Origin of the sequence: Mesorhizobium sp. YC-39 (assembly GCF_025753795.1) — a bacterium.
In the GTDB taxonomy this organism is placed as follows: domain Bacteria; phylum Pseudomonadota; class Alphaproteobacteria; order Rhizobiales; family Rhizobiaceae; genus Mesorhizobium.
Genome location: NZ_JAOWPS010000001.1, coordinates 1914882 through 1935099, shown reverse-complemented (window position 1 = coordinate 1935099; position 20218 = coordinate 1914882). Strand labels below are relative to the sequence as shown.

The following is a 20218-nucleotide window of genomic DNA, read 5'->3' as shown; positions in this document are numbered from 1 at the left end:
CTTTTCCGCACCGACGGTCAGCTCAGGCTATGCGACACAGATGCCCGGCACCGCGACCTTCTGGAACAAATGCGGGGAAGCGACTGCCGAGGACGGATAGGCGGAGATTTTGGCCCTGAATTCCGGATGCGTGAACGCGGCCCGGAAGGCGGCAGTCGATTCCCACACGGCAGAATTCAGGTAAGTGGGGCTTTCGCCGATCGCTCGGTGAAGCTGGGTCGAGATGAAGCCCGGCTGCTGCTTCATGAATGCAGCATCGTCCTGCCACACCCGGAGGAAGGTCTGCTCGTCTGCCTCATCGAGCGTGAAAAGGTTGACCAGCACGACGGCGGTTGCATCGATCGCGACCTGACGGTCAATGGGAAAGGCAGGGTCCATTGGGCGCATCTGCGTCATGATAAGGCTCCATCTAATTGGTGTTATGATGTCACTCTGTTATGATGCATACATACCAACTTGACATCACGATGTCAATATCGATATAGGATGACAAATGAACGATACCGATCGAACCCCGGCCGCCAATGCCTTGAACGACCTCATTCTCGACCTATTCAGACTCAACAGCCGGATGCAAACCGCAGGAGACAGGCTGGTCGCCGGCCTTGGCCTGACGAGCGCCCGTTGGCAGGTTCTCGGCGCCATCGTCATCGCCGAACGGCCGCAGCCGGTCGCCTGGCTGGCACGTGATCTTGGCGCCAACCGCCAGAACGTGCAGCGGATCGTCAACGACCTGCATAGAGAAGGGCTCGTCGCATTCGAGGCCAATCCGCATCACCAGCGAGCGCAACTGGTTGTTCTGACCGGCAAGGGAAGACAGGCCTTCGACGCCGCGATGCGCTTGCAGGCGCCCTGGATCAACAACCTCGCGGACGGGCTCTCGGTCAGGGACATCAACACGATGCACAGGGTCATGATGACGCTGCGCCGGAAACTTGAGAGAGACGTGGATGCAGATGAGCAGGCCTGACCGCTACGGCACCGTAGCGGTCTCCATTCACTGGCTGAGCGCCATCCTGATCCTGGCCCTGCTCGGCTCTGGCTTCCGCGCCGCCAACGCCATGGATGCGGCCACCAAAGCTGGTGTCCTGCGTTTCCACATTCCAATCGCGATCATGATTCTGTTTCTTACGGCATTCCGCATTGTCTGGTGGTGGCGCTTCGATCTGAGGCCGCGCCCCGTGGCGGGACTGCCCGCCTGGCAGGAACGGATCGCACGCAGCGTCCATGTGGCCTTCTATGTCGTCATTTTCGGCATGATCGCCAGCGGTGCCGGGATGGTGATCCTGAGTGGCGCGGCCTCCGCAATCTTCGGCCTGCCTGACGCCAGATTGCCGAACTTCACTGATTATGCGCCGCGCGCACCTCATGGCCTGGGTGGATTCTTGCTTGTCGCGCTGCTGGTGTTTCATGCCGGAGCGGCTCTCTACCACCAGTTCGTTCGCCGCGATCGCCTGCTGCGGCGGATGTGGTTCGGCGGCTGATCAAACAAGTCGAAAAAGCTCAATCTTCCAAGATTGCGAGCCGGCGCCGCTAGGCCATTGCGTTATTCCACGCGCGAGAATATGCTTGTTGTACGATCGTTCAACAACCATATTCTCGAAGCCCAGATGCAGTGCAATCCCCGCTACGAGATCCTGTTCGAACCGGTGCGCATCGGGCCTGTCACGGCGCCGAACCGCTTCTACCAGGTGCCGCACGCCAGCGGCATGACCAATGCGCTGCCGCGGGTTCGCGCGGCCTTTCGTGAGGCCAAGGCCGAGGGTGGATGGGGCGTGATCTGCACCGGCGCCTGTTCGATCGACCCCAGCTCCGACGATGCACCGCTGCCTTTCGCGACCCTGTGGGACGGCAACGATATCCGCGCGCATGCGCTGATGACGGAGGCGGCGCACCGCCACGGCGCGCTTGCCGGCGTGGAGCTATGGCATGGCGGCGCATCGGTGATGAACAAGACAAGCCGCCTGCCGCCGCTGTCACCGTCCGGAATTCCATGGATGGCCACGCATGTCGGCTTCATGGGCAATCTCAGGCCGAAGACGATGGACAAGGCCGATATACGCGAGGTGCTGAGATGCCAGGCGGAAGCGGCGCGCAAGGCGCGCACGGCCGGCTTTGACATCGTCTATGTCTATGCCGGCATGGGCTATCTCGGCTACGAGTTCCTGCTGCCGGAATACAATCATCGCTCCGACTGTTATGGCGGCTCTATCGAGAACCGGGTGCGCTTCGTGCGCGAGATGATCGAAGTCACAAAGGATGCCGTCGGCAAGGACTGCGGCGTCGCCTTGCGGGTAAGTCTTGAGGAATTGCGCGGCAGGCCCGGCCGCAACCAGCCCTCCGAGGCGCACGAACTGGTCGAACTGCTGGCGGATGTGCCGGACCTGTTCGACGTCAAGATGGATTCCAGTCCGACGGACTGCTCGGCGTCGCGCTTCACCGGCGAAGGCAGCCACGAGCCGGTGATCGATTTCGTCAAATCGCTGACCAGGAAGCCGGTGGTCGGAGTCGGGCGCTTCACCTCGCCCGACACCATGGTCTCGCAGATCAGGCGTGGCGTTTTGGACTTCATCGGCGGCGCGCGGCCATCGATCGCCGACCCCTTCCTGCCCAACAAGATCCGCGAGGGCCGCGAGGCCGAGATCCGCGAGTGCATCGGCTGCAACATCTGTATTTCGAGCTGGCACGACGGCGTGCCGGTACGCTGCACCCAGAACCCGACCGCGGGCGAAGAGTGGCGGCGCGGCTGGCACCCCGAACGCGCCGATCGCGCTGACAGGCCTGAACGCATTCTCATTGTCGGCGGCGGTCCGGCCGGGCTCGAATGCGCGCTGACGCTCGGCCGTCGCGGCCATGAGGTCACGCTCGCCGACAGCAGCCGGACTTTCGGTGGGCGTCTGACCTTCGAGAAGACGCTGCCCGGCCTCTCGGCCTGGAACCGCGTGGTCGACTACCGGCTGGGGCGTCTCAACGAGATGAGCAATGTATCGCTCTATGCCGAGAGTGTTCTCGGCGCGGACGAGATTGTCGACCTGGCCCCGGATCGGGTGGTGCTGGCCACCGGCGCGCGCTGGACTGACATGCTCTATTCCTCGCTGGAGATTCCGGTCGGCCGGCTCGACCATCCCGATGTTTTCACCCCGGACGACATCGCCAGCGGCCGGCTTCCAAAGGGGCCAACCCTCGTCTTCGATTTCGATAATTATTACATGGGCGGCGTTCTCACCGAGCATCTGGCCGCACAGGGCATACCGGTCAGCTACGTGACGCCGGCAGGCCAGGCCTCGGCATGGACGATCATGACCAACGAATTGCCCCTGGTGCATCGGGCGCTGGCGCGACGCAAGGTGGCGGTGACCACACTGCATCTGCTGAAGTCCTTCGATGGCGAGACAGCGACGCTGGCGCATCTGTTCACCGCCGAGGAGACAAGCGTGGCCTGCCGCTCGGTGGTGATCGTCGGGCTGAGATTGCCGCGCGGCGAACTCTTCGAGACGCTGACGGAACGCGCGGGCGCGCTTGTGGCCGCCGGCATCCGCAGCGTCGATCGCATCGGCGACGCACTGGCCCCGGGCGCCATCGTCCATGCAGTCCACAGCGGTCACAAGCTCGCTCGCGAGATCGGCGCTAACGTCCGCTGGCAGCCCTACCGCCGCGACACGCCCATCGTCGATGCGGTGGCGGATTTCGACATGCGAACGGCAGCCGAATAGAGCAATTTCAGGAAAAGCGCGTTGCGCTTTCCCTAGGGAATTGCGTCAAACAAGGAGTTCTAGGACGCCATGGAACGCATCACGGCACGTCGCAGACCCGGCCGCCCGCAACGCGAAGTCGGCGGCATCGCACAGCGGCCGTGGAAGCAACTGACGCGGCCCTACGCACCGATCGAGATCCTGTCAGCCGACCAGGTGCAGACGATCCACGAGATGGGTCTCACCATCCTAGAGGAAATCGGCATGCGAGTGCTGCAGCCGCAGGCGCGCCAACTCTATCGCTCGGCCGGCTGCGATGTCGACGAAGGCGAGATGCGGGTGCGCTTCGACCGCGCCATGGTCATGGAGCGCATTGCCATGGTGCCGTCATCCTTCGAATTGCGCGCCCGCAATCCGGCGAAGAACGTCAAGGTGGGCGGACGGCACTGCATCCTGTCGTCGGTCGGCGGACCGGCCTATGTCATGGACAATGATCGCGGCCGCCGTCCCGGCACCTATGCCGAGATGTGCGACTACCTGAAGCTGATCCAGTCGTTCAACGTGCTGCACCAGGAAGGCGGCGGGCCGTTCGAGCCGCTCGACCTGCACCAGAATACGCGCCACCTCGATCTTTACTATGCCGAGATCACGCTGCTCGACAAGAACTGGCAGCCGCAGGCGCTCGGCCGCGGACGGGCTATCGATGCGCTGGAGATGGTGGCGATATCGCTCGGCACGACGCGCGAAAATCTTGCCCAAGAGATGCCTGTCTTCACCGGCATCATCAACACCAACTCGCCGTTGCAGCTCGACGAGCCGATGGCCGAAGGGCTGATCGCGCTGGCCGAGCATGGCCAGGTCAATGTCATCACGCCGTTCACGCTGGCCGGCGCGATGAGCCCGGTGACGCTGGCAGGCGCGCTGTCGCAGCAGCATGCCGAAGCGCTGGCCGGCATCGTGCTGACCCAGATCGTGCGCCCCGGCGTGCCGGTGATGTATGGCGGCTTCACCTCCAATGTCGACATGAAGACCGGCGCGCCGGCCTTCGGTACGCCCGAATACACGCAGGCCGCACAGATCACCGGCCAGCTCTGCCGGCTGATCGGCGTGCCGTTCCGCTCAAGCAACGTCACCGCCGCCAACTCGGTCGACGCGCAAGCCGCCTATGAGAGCGCGATGTCGCTATGGGGCTGCCTGATGGGCGGCGCCAATCTGGTGCTGCATGCGGCCGGCTGGCTCGGCGGCGGCTTGACGGCATCGTTCGAGAAACTGGTGATCGACGCCGAGATGCTGCAGATGATGTGCGCCTATTTCGACCCGCCGGTGGTCGATATCGACACGCTGGCGCTGGAAGCGGTGCGCGAGGTCGGCCCTGCCGGGCATTTCTTCGGCGCCGCGCACACGATGCAGCGCTATGAGCGGGCGTTCTATTCGCCGCTGGTGTCGAACTGGGACAATTACGACACCTGGATGGAGCGTGGCCAGGTGACGGCGCGCGAGCGGGCCAACGTCGTCTGGAAACGCATGGTCGCCGAATACGAGCAGCCGCCGATCGATCCCGGCATCGACGAGGCGCTGCGCGACTATATGGAGCGCCGCAAGCGCGAGGGCGGTTCGCCGCTGAATTGAACCTCAGATGCCGCGCAGCGGGCCGACCTGCGCTTCGAGCATCTCGAAGCCGGCGGCTTCGGCAGCTTGCGGCGTCACTACGCTTTCGTCGAGGCACCATTCCAGCCAGAGCCCGTCTACCAGAGCGATGAAATTGCGGGCCAGCGCAGGCGCGTCGACATCCCTGCCGCGTGGCACGGCGACCGCCGCGATGTCCTCGGCGAGTTCGGCGCGATAGGCGTCGTAGAGTTCGCGATGCGCCGCCTTGAGCCGCGGATTGACGGCGATCTCACCCCATAGAGACAGCCAGATCAGCAGATTGTCGCGGCTGAAATAGTCGGGCGAGAAATTGGACTGCACCAAAGCGGCGAGCGACGCCTCGGGTGGCCAGTCGGATTTCTCGGCGCGACGCCGTTTTGCCTCGGCGATCTGGTTGTTGACGCTGGCGTAGAGCGAGGATTTGTAGACCTCGACCAGAAGTCCGTCGCGGCCTTCGAAATGGTGGTTGATCAGGCCGCGCGAGACGCCCGCCTCCTTGCAGATGCGGTCGACGGTGAAGGCGCCGATGCCACCGACCGACAGGCATCTTGTCGCCGCCTCGATCAGCATGGCGCGGCGCACATCCGGCTGCTCGCGGCTGAAGCGCGGTGGCGATTTCTTCGCGCCGCCGCGCTTGCGTTTGGCAGTTGCTGGTTCTGCTTCCGTCATGGACCTCAGCTAATCGATTGCCGTGAACCTGTCCACGTCCTGCCGTCAAAGCGCTGCCTTGCCACCACGAAGCGTCAGTCCTGCGGCAGATAGTCGTTGGAGATGTAGCTCGCAAAATCCGGCTTGGCGGTCAGCGCAGCACCGTTGCCGTCCTTGAGAATACCGTTGGCGAAAAGGTATTCGCCGATGCTGGCGTTCTTGGCGGGATCGATCGTGCCGATCGCGCCATCCTCCCCACGAAGATAGTGTCCGTCGACAAGTGCCTTCAGTGAGGCATGGACAAGATCCTTGTCGGTTAGCGCGTCCGGGTTGGCGGCAATCAGAAGATCGGCGGCCTCGTCGGCATGGTCTACGGCATAGGCATAGCCTTTTTGCGTCGCGGCGAGGAACGCCCTGGCGGCATCAGGCGATTGCTTGAGATAGGCGTCGCTGGAAACCAGAAGCGTCGTGTGCTGGTCGGGCACGCCGTAGTCGGCGTATTTGAACGCCTTCTGCTTCTCGCCGATCAGCTGAGCCTTGACGCCTTCCCATGTCACGACCTCGAGCGTGAAGTCCACCGAGCCGTTGGCCAGCGCCTCATAGGCGGAGGTGCCCAGCGTGACGGTCTTGATGTCGCCTTTGCCACCATCGTGCCTGATGATGCTGCCGATCAGCGCGGTCTCCCAGGCGCTGCCGAACCCGCCATAGGTCTTGCCGTCGAGATCCCTCGGCGATTTGATGTCGGCGCGATCGGCATTGAAGACGACACGCCCGGTCTCGTGCTGGACGACCGCGTAGACCGCCTTGAGGTCGGCGCCAGCCGCGTGCTGGGTATAGAAGCCGACGCCGGCGACGCCGAAGTCGGCAAGGTGATTGCTGACCAGCGTGCCGGCGGCGGTGTCGGAATAGGGCAGGATTTCCACATCGAGGCCCGCCTCTTTGTAGAAGCCTTTCTCGCGCGCGACGTAGAGACCGATATGGTTGGTGTTCGGCGTCCAGTCGAGGGCGACAGTGACCTTCTTCGCCTCCTGCGCATAGGCGGGGGCTGTCAGGACCATCGCCCCGGCCAATGCGGTGGCGACAAGTTTGATTGCGTTGCGGCGATCGATCAATTCAGTCTCCTTTGTTTGAATTCAGGCAAGTTCGGGCGAAGCGCTGCCAAGCAGCGCGTCGAGAAGTTCGGCTTCGATCCGCGTCGCTTCTGGAGCGGAAAGGTCGCGTACCGTGCGCGGACGGCCGAGCGGCACGGCGATCTCGCGGATCACCCGGGCCGGGCGCGCCGAGAGCACATAGATCCGGTCGGACAGAAAGACGGCCTCCCGCACATCATGGGTGATGAGCAACGCGGTCCAGCGATGACGCTCCCACATCCGTTCGAGCCATTGCTGCATGGATGTGCGCGTCAGCGCGTCGAGCGCGCCGAACGGCTCGTCGAGCAGCAGCATCTGCCGGTCCTGGACGACGGTCCGCAACAGCGCGACGCGCTGGCGCATGCCGCCCGACAATTGGCTGGGATAGTGCTGCTCGAAGCCCGCGAGCCCGAACTGCTCCAGCAGCGGGGCGACACGCCGGTGTGCTTCGCGGCGCGGCACGCCCTGCACTTCAAGGCCGAGCACGGCATTGTCGATGACGCGCCGCCACGGCATCAGCGCGTCGCGTTGCGGCATGAAGGCGAATTTGCCGGCAGGGTCGGTCAGCTCCGCCCCGTCGAAGGCGATGGTTCCCGCGCCGGGCGTGGTGGCGCCGGTCAGGATCTGGAACAGGGTCGACTTGCCGGATCCCGACGGGCCGAGAATGGAGACGAACTCGCCGGGCGCGACATCGAGGTTGATGCCGCCCAGCACGTCGAGCGCGCCGAAGCGTTTGGCGACATGACGCAAAGAAAGCCTGGAGGCGCTCATTTGCGGTCGTCCTTGCGCACTTGTTCCCAGGGCATGGAGAGGCGCTCGATCAGCACCGTGCAGCCGAAAAGGACAAGCGTGATGAGCGCGCTGCAGAACACCGCCGCCAGCACCAGGTCGGGGCGAAAGTTGTTCTTGGCGCTGAGCATGTAGATGCCGAGCCCCTTCGCCGCGCCCGAATATTCGGCAAAGATCGCGCCCACCACCGCATATGTGATCGAAATGCGCAGTCCGGTGAAGAAGAAGGGGATGGCCGATGGCAGCCGCGCCTTGAGGAACACTTGCGCGCGCGTTGCGCCCATGGAGCGCAGCAGCCACTCCATGTCCTTGTCGGTCGAATCATAGCCCTGGACCAGCGCCACCATCATGGGAAAGAAGGTGACCAGCGCGACCAGCAATATCTTGGGCAGCAGGCCGAAGCCGAACCAGAGAACCACGAGCGGCGCGATCGCCACCAGCGGCAGCGTCTGGCTGATGATGAACACCGGGAACAGCGCGCGGCGCAGCGGCCGCACGAAATCGACTAGAATCGAGGAGATGAAGGCGGACGCCACCGAAAGCGCAAAGCCGCTCAACGTCGCGGCGATCGTGGGAAGCGCATTGTCGATCAGCGCCTGACGGTTCTCGATAATCTGCTGAAGGACGCGCGACGGCGCCGGCAGCGTGGTCGGTTTGATACCGGAATGCCGCGTATAGAACTCCCAGACGAGGATTATCGCTACAACGAGAACCGTCGCTGGCCATGCCGCGCCGATAGCGACGCCAAGGCGCTTTCCAGGGCCGGTCAGCCGCCCCACGATCCTCGAAACAGGCGAATAGTCGACAAGCATGACGATCTCACTTGCATCATGCCCCCCGGCCGATCGCTCTACCGGGAGTTCATATGCTTCGTTGGATCGTCGCGCCAGCTCTGCCGTAGTCACTTGAAGGCGTCCTTGGAGGGGCTGTTGGCGACCAGTGTTGCCTGCAGCACAACGTGCCCGGCCGGGTGGCCAAAATGCGTCAGTATGGTCGAAAAGGCTGCCAGCACATGCGCGGCATCGCCGTCGATGCGGGTGCCGAAATCCTTGGAGGTGGTGCGCAGGCCGACGGCCTGGAGAAAGACCAGCGTCTTGGCAATCGTCTCGATGTAGTCCGATGCGGCGAGAGGCAGGAGTGCAAACTGCGCGGCAACCTGTATCCCCGATGCGGCTGGGTTTCCGAACCGGGCCACGGCCGCAGGTACCGGGTCGGCACCCGCCTCATGGCTGGAAATCGGTACGAACGTTCCTTCCGAGCCTGGGCAGCCGCGCGAAGTAAGCACGGTCTGGACGATATGCGCGCCGCTTGCGGCCGCGCGCACGAAGGTCGTCGTCAGCGCGCCGAACACAATTTCGGCCCGGCCGGCGAGATGGCTCGATATGATGTCGGTGGAGACCTTCAATCCCTCGATTTCGTCCAGTCCGGCGTCCAATATGATCGGGACAAAGCGGTCGGACGCGGGAACCAGCGAGAAATGCGCGCCGAGGTCACCTTTGAATATGGTGGCGCCAGACAGGCGATCGGCTTGGACGATGTCGTTCATGCCGTTTTCCTGACGTCATTGGAGGACGGATCGACAAGATTCCGGTAGGCGCTGGCGGGATGGTCGTCCGGCGCCCGTTGCTGTCCGGCGCCGTAGAAGCTCTCGCGATAGGTTGCGCCTTCATAGCGCTCGCGCACGCGGCCGCGCCGGTGCAGCTCGGGCAGAACATGGCGATTGAAATCAGGGTAGGTCTTGAGCGGCATCGGATCGGTGATGTTGAAGCCGTCGATGCCAGCCTCGTCGAACCAGCTTTCGAGCTGGTCGGCTGCCCGCACCGGGCCACCGACAATCTCCGCGCCGCCGCCCGAGAACCCCAGGAACTCGCCGATGGCGCGCGGCGTCCAGCGGCGGGTCGGATCAAGCCTGGTGTAGATCTCCAGCACGCTGCGGATGCCCTCCGTCTCGACATGCTCGAGCGGCTTATCGGGATCGAGCCGCGACAAGTCGATCTGCAGGATTGCACTCAGCCGCGCCAGATGTCCTTCGGTGCTGATGACGCCGCGGTAGGCATCGAATGTCGCCTGCGCCTCGGCGTCGTCGGCGCCGGTCACCACCGTTGCCATGGCGAAGAACTTCAGGCTTTGCGGATCACGTCCACACCGCGCGGCACGAGCGCGAATGTCGTCGACGATCTTGCGGGCGAGATCGGGCCGGTGCACCGCCAGGAACACGCCCTCGGCATGGTGGGCGGCAAACTCGCGTCCCGCTTCCGAGATGCCGGCCTGGAAGAGCACGGGCGTGCGCTGCGGCGACGGCTCGGCCAAAAAGGCGTCGGGCACGCTAAAATAGCGCCCCTTATGGCCGAACGCATGGACCTTGGTCGGATCGGCGAAGACGCCGGCCGCGCGGTCCATGATGACGGCGTCGTCCTGCCAGCTGCCTTCCCAGAGCTTGTAGACGACTTCGAGGAATTCCTCGGCGATCGCATAGCGTTCGTCATGCGGGATCTGCGTGTCGTGGCCGAGATTGCGGGCAGCGCTTTCCAGCGCCGAGGTGACGATGTTCCAGCCGATACGGCCGCCGGTGAGATGGTCGAGCGTCGTCATCTTGCGGGCGAAGGCATAGGGCTGCTCGTAGGTGGTCGAGACGGTGACGGCGAAGCCGAGATGCTTCGTCACCGCCGCCATGGCAGACACGACCAGCAGCGGATCGGTGGATGGCGTCTGCACGCCCTGTTTCAGCGTGCCGGCGATGCTGCCGCCATGGGTGTCCAGAACGCCGAGCACGTCGGCGATGAACAGACCGTCGAACAGCCCCTCCTCCAGCGTTCGCGCCGTCTCGGTCCAGTAGTCGAGCTCGCGGTAGCGGTGCGACTGGTTTTCGGGATGCCGCCAGGCGCCGACGGCCGCATGGCTCACGGTCGACTGTTTGAAGCCGTTCAGGCGGATCAGCTTTTGCATGGCTGTCAGCCCGCGACCGCGAGCGGTCGGGACGGGTTGGCGTTCCACTCCTCGAGCGAACCGTCATAGACGTTCACATCCTCGCGGTCGATCAGGCCGAGCGCGAAGGCGACGACCGTGGCGGAAATGCCGCCGCCGCAATAGAGCGTGGTCGAGGATGCGCCGTCGAGGCGCGCAAGGTGGGCGCGCAACGCATCCGCCGCCAGGAACCTGCCTTCGGCGTCCAGCAGCGAGGCGGCCGGAATGTTGATGCTGCCGGGGATATGCCCGCCGCGGCCGCCGACCTTGTCCTGACCGGTGAAATAGCTTTCCGGCAGCGCGCAGACCAATGCCTCGTCCTGACGCTGTCCTGCGACATGCGCCTGCACAGCTTCGATATCGACAAAAGACGGAACCGGATGCACCGACAAGGGCTGGCGCGTGGGCGCCGGCGTCCCCTCCCCGGCCTCGGCCGGTTCACCCGCCGCAACCCAGGCTTTCCAGCCACCATCGAGCACCGCGGCATTGGTGAAGCCGATGGCGCGCAGCATCCACCACAGGCGCGTCGCCCACATGTTCAGGAAATCGTCGTAGATGACGACGGCCGCGCCGTCGTGGACGCCGAGGGCCTGCAAGGCAGGCACAAGTTTTTCGGCTGCCGGAAAGGCGAAGGAGAAAGGCGCGTCGGCATCCGAAAGCGAGCCCTGCAGATCCGCGTAGCGGGAGGCCGGGATATGCGCGTCCCGCCAGCGGGCGCGGCCCAGGGCCCCATCGGCGCCAGCGGGGCCGTAAGGCACGGTGGCGTCGAGCACCACGAGATCGCGCGCATGAAGATGGTTTTTCAACCAGTCGACATCGACCAGACGACCGGGAACATCAAGGGATGTTCCGGGAACAGCAAGGGACGACTGAGAATGGGACACGACCCTACCTTACAAAGCTTGGGCGGAGACATCGGCCCCGCCTATTCGGCGGCAACCCTTGCACGCGTGCGGCCGCCAAGCGCTGTCCCGACATCATCCACAGCCAACCCGACCCGCACCTTGATGGCCTCGGAGACCAGAATGCCGTCGACGAAATCCTTGTCCGAGGCGTAGACGGCGGTCGGCAGCGCAAAGGCCTCGAAGAAGCCGAATAGCGGCCGCAGCTGATGCTCGACGATCAGCGCATGCCGCTCGCCGCCGCCGGTTGCCGCCAGCACCACCGGCTTGCCCTTGAGGGCCGCGGGATCGACGAGATCGAAGAAGTGCTTGAACAGGCCGGTATAGCTGCCCTTGTAGGTGGGCGAGCCGACGACGAGCACGTCCGCCGCGACAATGCGTTTGAGGATCAAGCTAGCCTGCGCGTCGAGGTCGCGCGCCCATTTCGCATTGCCGAGGCTGGGACCAAGGTCGACGACGTCGTGGGTGCTGGCCGCCAGCCCATATCTGCCCGCTATCTCCGTCACGATGTGATCGACGAAGCCACGGGTCTTGGACGGCCGCGTGAAATTACCGGAGAAACCGACGACGGCCGGATTGGTCATGGCGCAAAAGCCTCACAATGATTTTGGGCTGCCAGCCCGACTGCAATGTCCATAATTTTTATAGACATTGCGATTGAGTGAAAGGAATGGATGCTCGCCACGATGGAAAATCGTGGATAATTTTTCTGTTTGCGGCGGCGTCGAAAAAAGAGAGCCGCCGCCTGCTTGCGCAGGAGTGACCGGTATCTCCATGCAGTCGACGCCATCCGGGGTGTTCGAGCAGAGCATTTCCTCCGGTCTCATCCCGCCTTGCGGATCGCGCCCTCCCCGCCCTCGAAGAAGCGGTTCGGTGGCCGCTTGAGGCCGAGATTCTCGCGCAGCGTCGATCCCTCATACTGCCGCCTGAAAATGCCACGACGCTGCAATTCAGGCACCACTTTCTCGGCAAAGTCGTCGAGGCCGGCGGGAAGAAAGGGAAACATGACGTTGAAGCCGTCGGAGCCTTCCGTGGCGAGCCATTCCTCCATCCCGTCGGCGATTGTCTTTGGCGTGCCGACGAAGGCAAGGCCGGAATAGCCGCCCAGCCGCTGCGCAAGCTGCCTGACGGTCAGATTTTCCTGGCGCGCCAGTTCGATGACGCGTTCGCGGCCGCTCTTGCTGGCGTTGGTTTCGGGAATGTCGGGCAAGGCCGCGTCCGGGTCAAAGCGAGATGCGTCATGGCCGAGCGCGATCGACAGCGAGGCGACGCCGCTTTCGTAATAGACGAGACTGTCGAGCCTGGCCCGCTTGGCCTGTGCTTCCTCGACGCTGTCGCCGACAATAACGAAGGCGCCGGGCAGGATCTTGATGTCGTCGCGCGAGCGGCCGAGCCTTTGCGCACGGCCTTTCACATCGGCGAAGAAACGCTGCCCGGCGGCGAGATCGGCATGGGCGGCGAAGATGACCTCCGCCGTTTCGGCTGCGAGTTGCCGTCCCGCCTCCGAGGCTCCGGCCTGCACGATGACCGGCCAGCCCTGCACCGGCCGCGCGATGTTGAGTGGCCCCTTGACCGACAGATGCTCACCCTTGTGAGCCAGCACATGCAGCCTGGCCGGATCGAAATACAGCCCGCTTTCGGCGTCGCGGATGAAGGCATCGTCGGCAAAGCTGTCCCACAGGCCGGTGACGACATCGTAGAATTCGCGTGCGCGCCGGTAGCGCTCGTCGTGCTCGACATGCTCGTCGAGACCGAAATTCAGCGCCGCATCGGGATTGGACGTCGTCACGATGTTCCAGCCGGCGCGGCCACCGCTGATATGGTCCAGCGAGGCGAAGCGGCGGGCAATGTGGTAGGGCGCGTCGAAGGTCGTCGATGCGGTGGCCACCAGCCCGATGTGATCGGTGACGGCGGCAAGCGCCGACAGCAGCGTGAACGGCTCGAAGGACGTGACCGTGTGACTGCGCCGCAGCGCTTCGATGGGCATGTTGAGCACGGCCAAATGGTCGGCCATGAAGAAGGCGTCGAACTTCGCCGCCTCCAATGTCTGCGCAAAACGTTTGAGATGCGCGAAATTGAAATTGGCGTCGGGATAGGCGCCGGGGTAGCGCCAGGCGCCCGTATGAAGGCTGACGGGCCGCATGAAGGCGCCGAGCCGCAATTGCCTGATATCTGCCATGGGAAGACACACCAAACAGTGACGAGCGTTGCCGCTCCGGTTTCAGCGCAGGATCGGACGGCTTTGCGGCCATGGGAAGGAATTCTGTTTTGCAAAACCGGCGCTGCGGAGCATTTTCGTATGGGTGGCCGTTCAATCTATTTTGATGAACACGCCCTTGATGTTGAGATATTCGTCCAGGTGCTCGGCGCCACCCTCGCGGCCGTAGCCGCTCATCTTGTAGCCGCCGAAGGGCACGGCCGGGTCGATGGCGTGGTAGGTGTTTACCCAGACCGACCCGGCGCGGATCTTCCGGGAAAGTTGATGGGCCGTAGCGACATTCCGGGTGAAAACGCCAGCAGCAAGGCCGTAGGGCGTATTGTTGGCCCGCTCGACTGCCTCGTCCAGCGTATCGAAGGGTAGCGCTGAAATGACTGGCCCGAAGATTTCCTCGCGCGCGATCCTCATATCGTCCGAAACGCCGGCAAAGACGGTCGGCGCAACGAAATTGCCGGCGGCGAGCGCACCTTCCGTCAGCCGTGTGCCGCCAGTGACGAGGGTCGCCCCCTCCGCCGTACCGGCATCGAGATATGAGGCGACCCGTTGCAGCTGCTTCTCGGAGACGAGCGGACCGATCTCGGTTGCCGGGTCGATGCCGTCGCCGATCCTGAGACCCTTGGCATAGCCGGCCAGCCGCTCGACGAACTCATCATGAATGGAGCGCTCGACGAACAGGCGCGAGCCGGCGATGCAGATCTGGCCGGAATTGGCGAACACCGACATCGCCGCCACCGGCACCGCTCTGTCGAGATCGGCATCGGCGCAGACGATGACCGGCGACTTGCCGCCGAGCTCCAGCGAAACGCGCTTGAGATTGCCGGCCGAGGCGCGGACGATCGACTGTCCGGTCGCCGTCGAACCGGTAAAGACGATCTTGTCGACGCCCATATGCTCGGCCAGCGCGGCGCCTGCCTCGGCGCCGATGCCAGTGACGATGTTGACAACACCCGCTGGCACGCCGGCCTCGTTCATGATGTCGGCGATCAAGAGTGGCGTCAGCGGGGCTTCTTCAGACGGTTTCAGAACGATGGTGCAGCCTGTCGCCAGCGCCGGTCCGATCTTCCAGACCGAGGCGGCGGTCGGCGCATTCCACGGAATGATAGCGCCGACGACGCCAGCCGGTTCCTTGCGGGTGAAGGACACGATTTCGCCCGGCAGCGAGTTGTCGATGGTCTCGCCATGCAGCGCCGTCGCCATGCCGGCATAATAGCGCAGCATACCGATGACGCGGTTGCGGTTGGCGCGGGTGCGCACGATTGGCATGCCCATGTCGGTCGTGTCCGACCGGCTGATCTCTTCCCAGTGCTTTTCGAAAAGGTCGGCGATCCTGAGGAGCAGCACCTGCCGCTCATAGGGCTTGAACCGGCTCCATGGCCCGTCGAAGGCCTTGCGCGCCGCGGTAACAGCAAGGTCGATGTCCTGGCGGTCGCCGCACGGCACCGTGGCGATGATGGCGCCGGTCGCCGGATTGCGGGTCTCCATGGTCCGGCCCGAGCGGGCTTCGACCCACGCGCCATCGATGAACATCTGGCGATGGCGTCCGTCGATCGGTTGCCGCAGCGCGGCCGGCGTCTGAGCTATGGTCATGACCGTCCTCCTCCAGCGCCTTTGCCGGTGGGCGGATTTAACCCCTGGATGTCACATCTGCCAACAGCTCTATTCGGCGGCCAGAGGAAGTCGCGGTCTGTCGTCGTTATCTGCCAGCTCCGGCTCGGCTACCTGCTCCGCCTCCCCGGCCTTCTTGGGCTCCCTGCCGAAGAACAGGGCATAGCCTGCCGGAAGGACGAGAATAGTGAGCACGGTGGCAACCAGGATACCGCCCATCATCGCATAGGCGAGCGGACCCCAGAAGACGGCGCGCGAGATCGGGATCAGCGCCAGCACCGCCGTCATCGCTGTCAGCACGATCGGCCGGAAACGGCGGACGGCCGAGCCGATGATGGCCTCAGAGCGCTCCATGCCTCTCGCGATATCCTGATCGATCTGATCGACCAGGATGATCGAGTTGCGCATGATGATGCCGAGCAGCGCAATCACGCCAAGGATGGCGACGAAGCCGAACGGCGCGCCACTGATCAGCAGTGCGGCGGCGGCACCAATGATGCCGAGCGGGCCGGTCGCCAGTACCAGCATCGCCTTGCCGAAATGCTGCAGCTGGATCATCAACAGCACGACGATGACGGCCAGCATGATCGGCGCCTTGGCGGCGATCGAAGCCTGGCTTTCGGCCGAATCCTCGGCACCGCCCTGGATCTCGATATTGTAGCCGGGCGCCAGGCCGTCACGCAAGCCCTTGATATCATTGTACATCTTGGTGACAACATCGTTCGACTGCACGCCGTCCGGCAGCGTGGCGCGCACGCTGATGGTCGGCAGGCGGTCGCGCCGCCATTCGACGCCCTGCTCCAGCACCGGTACGACCTTGGCCACCTGCGACAGCGGTACGAAGGCGCCGAAATCGGTCGGGATGTAGACCGAATCGACCGACGACAGCAGCTTGCGGCTCGCCTCCGGCTCGCGGGCGACGATGGAGACCGTCTCCTCGCCGTCGCGGAAATCGTCGAGCGGCGCGCCAGACATGGTCGCCTGCAGCATCTGGCGGATACGCTGCGAGGTGACACCGAGCGCACGGGCGCGATCCTGGTCGATGACCAGCTTCATCGCCGGCACCGGCTCCAGCCAGTCGTCGTGGACGGCGCCGAGGAGCGGATTTGCCTGGAACTTCGCCTTCACCTCGTCGGCGATTCGGCGCACCTCCTGGCGGTCCGGGCCCATGACGCGCATCTGCACCGGCCAGCCGGTCGGCGGGCCGAGGAACAAGCGGTCGACCTTGGCGCGGATCGACGGGAAGTCCTGCGCCAGGATGGTGCGCATCTTGATGATCAGCCGTTCGCGGGCCGGCTCGTCCTTGGCCATCACCAGGAGCTGGGCAAAGTTCGGATTGCGGAGCTGCTGGTCGAGCGGCAGGAAGAAGCGCGGTGCACCTTCGCCGATATAGGTGGCGATGAAGCGCTTGTCCGGGTCGTCCATCATCCGTGATTCGAGCGCCTTGGCCTGCGTCTCGACTTCCTTGATGCTGGTGCCTTCCGGCAGCCACAGGTCGACAAGGATTTCCGGGCGCGACGACTGCGGGAAGAAGTTCTGCGGGATGAACTGGAATGCCCAGAGACTGGTGGCGAAAGTCATCAGCGTCATGGCCAGCACGATGATGCGGTGGCGCACGGCCCAGCCAACGGTGGCACGAAGCCGGCGGTAGAAGCTTGTGTCGAAGGCATCGTGATGGCTGCCGGCATGCTTGCGCTGCTTGAGGATCATGTGGCCGAGCCATGGCGTGAAATAGACCGCCACGAACCAGGACACGACCAGCGCGATGCCGACGACGTAGAACAGGGTACGCACATATTCGCCGGCGGTCGAGGCGGCGAAGCCGACCGGGATGAAGCCGGCGGTGGTGATCAGCGTGCCGGTCAGCATCGGGAAGGCTGTCGAGGTGTAGGCAAAGCTCGCCGCCTCGATCTTGACCAATCCTTCCTCGAGCTTTCGTTCCATCATCTCGACGACGATCATGGCGTCGTCGACCAGGAGGCCGAGCGCAATGATCAGCGCGCCGAGCGAGATGCGCTGCAGATCGATGCCGAGTTCGTACATGATGGCGAAGGTGGCGGCCAGAACGAGCGGAATGGTGATCGCGATCACCAGGCCCGAACGCCAGCCGATCGTCAGGAACGAGACGACAAGCACGATCAGCAGCGCCTCGCCAAGCGCCTCCATGAATTCGTTGACGGCGTCCTTGACGACCTCAGGCTGGTCGGAAATCTGGTCGACCGCAACACCATAGGGCAGCCCTTCCTCGAAGCGCTGATAGGTAGCCTCGACATCCTTGCCGACGTCTCTGACGTTGAAGCCCTTGGCCATGACGACGCCGAGCTGAACGCTGTCGTGGCCGTTGTAGCGATACTTGCGCTGATAAGGGTCTTCGAGGCCGGAGGTCACGGTCGCAATGTCGCCCAGTCGCGTCACCTGGTTGCCGGCACGCAGGCGAAGTTCGCGGATGTCGGCAGCCTTGGTTACGTCGCCCTCGACCGAGATGCGCACCGAGTTCGTGCCGGTATCGACCGAGCCCGCTGGATCGACATTGTTCTGCCCCCTGATCGCATTCTGCAGATCGGTGAGCGTCAGGCCGCGTTCGGCAAGCGTCTTCGATGAAACATCGATGTAGAGCTTCTCGGGCTGGTCGCCGATGATGACGGCCTTTTCGACACCGGGCGTCGTCAACAGCATGTCGCGCGCCTGGATGGCGAATTTCTTCAGCTCGGGATAGCTGTAGCCTTCGCCGCTGATTGAATGCAGCGTGATGAATGTGTCGCCGAACTCGTCGTTGAAATACGGGCCGAGCAGACCTTGCGGCAAATCGCCTGATATGTCGCCGACCTTCTTGCGCACCTGGTAGAAGGCGTCCGCCACCTGCGCCGGATTGGTGTCACCCTTGATCTGAACGGTGATGATGGCGCTGCCGGCGCGCGTGTAGGAGCGGACGAAATCGAGATGCGGCGTTTCCTGCAGCTTGCGCTCGATCTTGTTGACGACCTGGTCTTCCATCTCCTTGATCGAGGAGCCCGGCCAGACGGCCTGCACGACCATGACGCGGAAGGTGAAATCCGGATCCTCCTTCTGGCCCATGCGCATCAGGCCGAGCGCGCCGGCAATGATGATCAGCCCGAACAGAAACCGCGCAATGCTCGGGTGGCCGATTGCCCAGCGCGAAAGATTGAAGGGCCGCTTTTCGGTGCTCTCGGTGGTCATGACGCCAGTCCTGTCCAATTGATCGGCAGCGCATGCGCTTGCTGCTCATGAATTTTCGATCTGGCTTCCGGGCGGCGAGGCTTTCCGAGCGGAGAGACACTCGTCGTGGTGGGGCACGAGGATCGATGTGGGGGGTACATCGACCTCGCGTCTCGACAATCGGGCGCTCACCGCCCGGAAACCATGACCCACTCAACCCGTGGCTTGCGCCCGGATGATTACAAGTGGGCCTTTATTTGGCCTGCGCTTCAGCGCAGGCTGCTGGTGGTATCGTCGTCATTCTCGGCCGATGCGGACTGCTGCGCTGCATCGCCGGAAAGCTTTACTTTCAGATTCTCGGTCATGAACTGCGTCCCGGCGGCGACGACGACATCGCCGGGCTTCAGCCCTTCGGCAACACGCACGCCGTCGGGAGCGAATTCGGCGACCTTGACCGGCCGTGCATGGACGGTGTCGCCGTTGCGGTCCACGGTCCAGACGATCTTTTGGCCATCCTTTTGCGCCAGCGCGCTCAACGGAATCGCAACACTTTGCTGGCTGTTGGACACCGAGGCTTCGATGGTCGCGGTCATGCCGAGAAGCACGCGCGGATCGTTCGGCAGGCTGACACGAACGGCAAAGGTACGCGACTGCTGATCGGCGCTGCCGGCGACCTCACGAACTTTGCCGTCGAGCGTCAGCGCATCGTCGGACCAGAAGCCTGCCTTGACATCCTTGCCCGGCTTGAACTGGGCGATATCCATTTCCGGCACGGCGATCAGCACTTCCTTTTCGCCATCGATCGCAACGGTCACAACCGGACTGCCGGAGCCAACCACCTGGCCGACATCGGCGGCAACCGATGTGACGATGCCGTTCCTGTCCGCCTTGAGGTCGGTGTAGAGAACCTGGTTTTTCGCCTGATCCAGCGATGACCGAGCGGAATCCCGGGTGGCGACCGCCTGATCATAGCTAAGGGTTGCCTGCTCAAGCTGCGATTTCGACGAGACGTTCCTGGCGAACAGCTGTTCGGCACGACGGCGGGTAAGGCCGGCGTTCTCGACTGCCCTTTCGGCGGCATCGAGTGCCGCCTTGGCGCTGCTGACTGAAAGCGCGTAGTCGGCGGGATCGATGCGGGCAAGGACATCGCCGGGCTTCACCCTGTCGCCGATATCGACCAGGCGCTCGGTGATCTTGCCGTTGATACGGAAGCCAAGATTCATCTCGGTGCGGGCATGCACCGAGCCGGAGTAGGAGAGCTCGCGGGTGTCGTTCGCCTTGGCGATCTCGACAACCTTGACTGGTCGAATGATCTCCTTGACCTCAGCTTTCTCCTGCGAGCAGCCGGCGAGCCCGAGCGTGGCGAAAACAAGGCCAGCGATTGGCAGCCTGCGGATGATGGAACTGGACAAAGACACTTTCGCACTCCTGTTGGAGATGAATTGT

The 20218-nt window shown here is 63.7% G+C and carries 18 protein-coding genes; 4 read left to right on the top strand and 14 right to left on the bottom strand.

The annotated features are described in order from the left end of the window. Positions 1-27 precede the first annotated feature (27 nt). The gene (locus tag OHD62_RS09050; protein WP_263782168.1) at positions 28-396 is read right to left on the bottom strand and encodes an antibiotic biosynthesis monooxygenase family protein; all 369 of its coding nucleotides are present in this window, start codon (positions 394-396) and stop codon (positions 28-30) included. 97 nt (positions 397-493) lie between these two features. On the opposite strand from OHD62_RS09050, the gene OHD62_RS09045 reads away from it, so the two are divergent. From OHD62_RS09045 to OHD62_RS09030, 4 genes are all read left to right on the top strand, one after another. After that, complete coding sequence (locus tag OHD62_RS09045; protein WP_263782167.1) at positions 494-970, top strand: MarR family winged helix-turn-helix transcriptional regulator; 477 nt, start codon at positions 494-496, stop codon at positions 968-970. Then, the gene (locus tag OHD62_RS09040; RefSeq protein ID WP_263782166.1) at positions 951-1484 is read left to right on the top strand and encodes a cytochrome b; all 534 of its coding nucleotides are present in this window, start codon (positions 951-953) and stop codon (positions 1482-1484) included. Before OHD62_RS09045 ends, OHD62_RS09040 begins: the two co-directional genes overlap by 20 nt. Before the next feature lie 81 nt (positions 1485-1565). Continuing rightward, a complete protein-coding gene (locus tag OHD62_RS09035) occupies positions 1566-3713 on the top strand; it encodes an FAD-dependent oxidoreductase (protein WP_263782165.1) in 2148 nt (715 codons plus the stop codon). A gap of 69 nt (positions 3714-3782) precedes the next feature. After that, the gene (locus tag OHD62_RS09030; protein WP_263782164.1) at positions 3783-5321 is read left to right on the top strand and encodes a trimethylamine methyltransferase family protein; all 1539 of its coding nucleotides are present in this window, start codon (positions 3783-3785) and stop codon (positions 5319-5321) included. A gap of 3 nt (positions 5322-5324) precedes the next feature. On the opposite strand, the gene OHD62_RS09025 is transcribed toward OHD62_RS09030, so the two are convergent. From OHD62_RS09025 to OHD62_RS08965, 13 genes are all read right to left on the bottom strand, one after another. After that, the gene (locus OHD62_RS09025) at positions 5325-6008 is read right to left on the bottom strand and encodes a TetR/AcrR family transcriptional regulator (RefSeq protein WP_263782162.1); all 684 of its coding nucleotides are present in this window, start codon (positions 6006-6008) and stop codon (positions 5325-5327) included. 74 nt (positions 6009-6082) lie between these two features. After that, on the bottom strand, positions 6083-7045 hold the full coding sequence (locus OHD62_RS09020) for an ABC transporter substrate-binding protein (RefSeq protein ID WP_263782335.1): 963 nt from the start codon (positions 7043-7045) through the stop codon (positions 6083-6085). Positions 7046-7120: 75 nt separating this feature from the next. After that, positions 7121-7888 (bottom strand): ABC transporter ATP-binding protein, encoded by a 768-nt coding sequence (locus tag OHD62_RS09015; RefSeq protein WP_263782161.1) that lies wholly within the window; start codon positions 7886-7888, stop codon positions 7121-7123. After that, positions 7885-8718 (bottom strand): ABC transporter permease, encoded by an 834-nt coding sequence (locus tag OHD62_RS09010; protein WP_263782160.1) that lies wholly within the window; start codon positions 8716-8718, stop codon positions 7885-7887. Before OHD62_RS09010 ends, OHD62_RS09015 begins: the two co-directional genes overlap by 4 nt. 89 nt (positions 8719-8807) lie before the next feature. After that, on the bottom strand, positions 8808-9452 hold the full coding sequence (locus tag OHD62_RS09005) for a Ykof family thiamine-binding protein (RefSeq protein WP_263782158.1): 645 nt from the start codon (positions 9450-9452) through the stop codon (positions 8808-8810). Continuing rightward, complete coding sequence (locus tag OHD62_RS09000) at positions 9449-10852, bottom strand: LLM class flavin-dependent oxidoreductase (RefSeq protein ID WP_263782157.1); 1404 nt, start codon at positions 10850-10852, stop codon at positions 9449-9451. The genes OHD62_RS09005 and OHD62_RS09000 overlap by 4 nt, the downstream gene beginning before the upstream one ends. A 5-nt stretch (positions 10853-10857) precedes the next feature. Continuing rightward, positions 10858-11676 carry a sulfurtransferase gene (locus OHD62_RS08995; protein WP_263782156.1) on the bottom strand — a complete coding sequence of 273 codons (819 nt, stop codon included), beginning with the start codon at positions 11674-11676 and terminating at the stop codon, positions 10858-10860. Positions 11677-11795: 119 nt separating this feature from the next. Further along, positions 11796-12356 carry an FMN reductase gene (gene msuE, locus OHD62_RS08990; RefSeq protein WP_263782155.1) on the bottom strand — a complete coding sequence of 187 codons (561 nt, stop codon included), beginning with the start codon at positions 12354-12356 and terminating at the stop codon, positions 11796-11798. Positions 12357-12368: 12 nt separating this feature from the next. After that, positions 12369-12548, bottom strand: a complete 180-nt coding sequence (locus tag OHD62_RS08985) for a hypothetical protein (protein ID WP_263782154.1) — start codon at positions 12546-12548, stop codon at positions 12369-12371. A 47-nt stretch (positions 12549-12595) separates the two neighbouring features. Continuing rightward, positions 12596-13951 carry an LLM class flavin-dependent oxidoreductase gene (locus tag OHD62_RS08980; RefSeq protein ID WP_263782153.1) on the bottom strand — a complete coding sequence of 452 codons (1356 nt, stop codon included), beginning with the start codon at positions 13949-13951 and terminating at the stop codon, positions 12596-12598. A 132-nt stretch (positions 13952-14083) separates the two neighbouring features. Next, on the bottom strand, positions 14084-15577 hold the full coding sequence (locus OHD62_RS08975) for an aldehyde dehydrogenase family protein (protein ID WP_263782152.1): 1494 nt from the start codon (positions 15575-15577) through the stop codon (positions 14084-14086). A gap of 69 nt (positions 15578-15646) precedes the next feature. Beyond that, positions 15647-18793: an efflux RND transporter permease subunit gene (locus OHD62_RS08970; protein ID WP_263782151.1), complete on the bottom strand. Its 3147-nt coding sequence runs from the start codon at positions 18791-18793 to the stop codon at positions 15647-15649. A gap of 248 nt (positions 18794-19041) precedes the next feature. Further along, the gene (locus OHD62_RS08965) at positions 19042-20190 is read right to left on the bottom strand and encodes an efflux RND transporter periplasmic adaptor subunit (protein WP_263782150.1); all 1149 of its coding nucleotides are present in this window, start codon (positions 20188-20190) and stop codon (positions 19042-19044) included. Between the last annotated feature and the right edge of the window lie 28 nt (positions 20191-20218).